Annotated in this window: 1 protein-coding gene; it reads right to left on the bottom strand. The window is 75.2% G+C overall.

The window, feature by feature from the left end:
- A partial coding sequence (locus ACFVVA_RS42050) for a beta-ketoacyl synthase N-terminal-like domain-containing protein (RefSeq protein ID WP_387696006.1) occupies positions 1 to 3,715 on the bottom strand: 3,715 nt, incomplete at both ends.

Raw genomic sequence — 3,715 nt, 5'->3', positions numbered from 1 at the left:
GCCTCACCCGCCACCGCCTCGGGCAGCGCGACCTCCGCACAGACGGTCTCACCCACCCGCCAGGCCGCACCCAGACCCCGGAACACCGGACCGTAGCCGTACCCGACCTCGGCCAGAGCCTCGTAGAAACCCTCCAGCGGCAGCGCCGTGGCACCGACCGGCGGCCAGGCGGCCAGATCGAACTCCGGCGCCCGCTCCTGCGCGGTCAGGGTTCCCACCGCGTGGCAGATCCACGGCGCGGTCCCGCCGGTGTCCGGCCGGGCGTGGATCTCCACCCGGCAGTCGCCCTCCTCACCCGGGGCCGCCACCCGCACCTGGAGGTGCACGCCGCCCTGCTCGGGCAGCGGCAGCGGCGCCTGGAGCACCAGCTCCTCCAGGACCGGGCGGTCGATCTGCTCGCCCGCGCGCAGCGCCATGTCCACGAAGGCCGTCCCCGGCACCAGCGCCTGGCCCTGGACAGCGTGGTCCGCGAGCCACGGGTGGGTGGCGAGCGACAGCCGTCCGGTCAGCAACAGCCCGTTGTCTCCGGCCAGTTGAACCGCAGCGCCGAGCATCGGGTGGCCGGCCGACAGCTGGCCGACCGAACCGGCGTCCCCGGACCGGACGGCCGGGCGCGGCCAGTAGCGCTCGCGTTGGAAGGCGTACGTCGGCAGTTCGAGCCGTCGGCCGGCCGGCAGCACGGCCGGCCAGTCCACGTCCGCGCCGGCCGTCCAGAGCCGGGCCAGGGCGGTCAGCGCGGTGCCCGACTCCTCCCGCTCACGGCGCAGCAGCGGCGCGAACACGGCCTCGGCAACCGCCTGTCCGGCCAGGCCGCTCAGCACCGCGTCCGGGCCCAGCTCGACGTAGCGGGTGACGCCCTGCCCGTCGAGGTGGGCGACGCCGTCGGCGAAGCGGACGGCCTCGCGGACCTGACGCACCCAGTAGTCGGGGGTGGCGAGCAGGCCGGGATCGGCGATCCCGCCGGTCAGGTTCGACACGACCGGAATCTGCGGCTCGGCGAAGGTCAACCCGGCCAGCACGGAAGCGAATTCGTTGAGCATCGGCTCCATCAGCGCCGAGTGGAAGGCGTGCGAGACCGTCAGACGGCTGGTCTTGCGGCCCTCGGCCTTCCAGCGGGCCGCGAACTCCTCGACCGCGTCCGCCGGACCCGAAACCACCAGCGAGGTCGGGCCGTTGACAGCCGCCACGTCCAGGCGGTCACCGATCTCCGCCCGCACCTCGGCCTCGGTGGCCTGCACGGCGAGCATCGCGCCGCCGCTCGGCAGCGCGTCCATCAGCCGCCCGCGCGCCGCCACCAGGGCGCACGCGTCGGCCAGCGAGAACACGCCCGCCGCATGGGCGGCCGCCACCTCACCGATCGAGTGCCCGAGCAGGAAGTCGGGCGTCACGCCCCAGGACTCCAGCAGCCGGAACGATGCCACCTCGACCGCGAACAGCCCGGCCTGCGCCCACACCGTCCGGTCCAGATCCTCGACGCCGTCGAGGACGACCTCCCGCACCGACCGCCCGAGCCTCCCGTCCAGCTCCGCACAGACCGCGTCGAACGCCGCCGCGAACACCGGGAACCGCGCGTACAGCCCGGCCCCCATCCCGACCCGCTGCGAGCCCTGCCCCGTGAACAGGAACGCCGTCCGGCCCTCGACCGCCGTACCCGAGACCACGCCCTCGCCGGGCCGGCCCTCGGCCAGCGCGGTCAGGCCTGCCCCGATCGCGGCAGCCGTGTCACCGACGGCCACCGCGCGGTGTTCCAGCGCCGCCCGGGTGACGGCCAGCGCGTGCCCCGCGGCCGCCGGGTCGGGCCCGGTCGCCGCGAACTCGGCCAGCCTCGTGGCCTGTCCGCGCAGCCCCTCCGGGGTCTTCGCGGAGACCGGCCAGAGCACCGGGCCGCTGTTCTCCACCGGTTCCGGCGCGGGCGACGGGTCGCCCTGCTCCAGGATGACGTGGGCGTTGGTGCCGCTGATACCGAAGGAGGACACGCCCGCGCGACGCGGGCGACCGTCCTCCGGCCACGGCCGGGCCTGCGTCAGCAGTTCCACCGCACCCGCCGACCAGTCCACGTGCGAGGTCGGTTCGTCCACGTGCAACGTGGCCGGGAGGACGCCGTGACGCATCGCCTGCACCATCTTGATGACGCCCGCGACACCGGCCGCCGACTGGGTGTGGCCGATGTTGGACTTGATCGAGCCCAGCCACAGCGGCCGGTCGGCCGGCCGGTCCTGGCCGTAGGTCGCCAGCAGCGCCTGGGCCTCGATCGGGTCGCCGAGCGGAGTGCCGGTACCGTGCGCCTCCACCACGTCCACCTCGGACGGGGCGAGCCGCGCGGAGGCCAGCGCCTGCCGGATCACCCGCTCCTGGGAGGGGCCGTTCGGCGCGGTGAGCCCGTTGGAGGCGCCGTCCTGGTTGACCGCGCTGCCGCGGATCACCGCGAGCACCCGGTGGCCGTCCCGACGGGCGTCGGAGAGGCGCTGGAGCACCAGCACGCCGACGCCCTCGGACCAGACGGTGCCGTCCGCCCCGGCGGAGAACGCCTTGCAGCGTCCGTCCGAGGCCAGGCCGTCCTGCCGGTCGAACTCGGCGAACACCCCCGGGGTGGACATCACGGTCACACCGCCGGTCAGTGCCATCGCGCACTCGCCGCGCTGCAGCGCCTGGATCGCCCAGTGCATCGCCACCAGGGAGGAGGAGCAGGCGGTGTCCACGGTGACGGCCGGGCCCTCCAGGCCGAACACGTACGAGACGCGGCCGGAGAGGATGCTGGTGGCGGCACCCGTCATCAGGTGCCCCTCCGACTCCGGCAGGTCCATCCCGGCGCCGTAGCCGAACGCCGAGGCGCCGACCAGGACGCCGGTGGAGGACCGGTGCATGGACAGCGGGTCCAGGCCGGCGGCCTCGAAGGCCTCCCAGGCGGCCTCCAGCAGCAGCCGCTGCTGCGGGTCCATCGCCAGCGCCTCGCGCGGCGAGATCCCGAACAGCCCGGCGTCGAAGTCGGCGGCGTCGTGCAGGAAGCCGCCGCGCGGCGTGTAGGTGGCGTCGGCGACCTCGATCTCCCAGCCGCGGTCGGCCGGGAAAGCGGTCACGCCGTCGAAGCCCTCGGCCAGCAGTCGCCAGAGCCGCTCGGGGTTGTCGGCGCCGCCGGGGAAGCGGCAGCTCATGCCGATGATCGCGATGGGCTCGCCGGTGTCCACGGCCGGCTCGACGAGCGGCGCCACGGGGGCTGCCCGCTCGAAGAGCAGCTCGTCGAGGTGCTCGGCCAGCACGGCCGGGGTCGGATAGTCGAAGACCAGGGTCACCGGCAGCCGCAGCCCGGTGACGGCGTTCAGCCCGTTGCGCAGCTCCACGGCGGTCAGCGAGTCGAAGCCGAGCTCCCGGAACGCGTGCCGGGGGCCGACCGCGTCGGTGGCGCCGTGGCCGAGCACGGTGGCCGCGCTGCCGCGGACCAGCTCCAGCAGCTGCGCGCGCCGTTCCTCGGCCGGCAGCGGCCGCAGCCGGGCCAGAAGTCCGGACTCCGCGCCCGCGCCCCGGTCGGCGGCCCGCCGGGCGGACGGCCGGATCAGGCCGCGCAGCAGCGGGGGCACCCCATGGGTGGAGACGGCCTGCGCGGCGGCCAGGTCCAGGACCGTCGGCAGGAGGTGCGGTACGGGCAGGGTGATCGCCCGGTCGAACAGGGCCAGCGCCTGCGCGGTCGGCAGACCCGAGCCACTGCGTGCCGAGGAGA

It is taken from the genome of Kitasatospora sp. NPDC058048 (assembly GCF_042885555.1).
GTDB lineage: Bacteria > Actinomycetota > Actinomycetes > Streptomycetales > Streptomycetaceae > Kitasatospora > Kitasatospora lactacystinica.
This window is presented reverse-complemented; position numbering and strand designations above follow the sequence as displayed.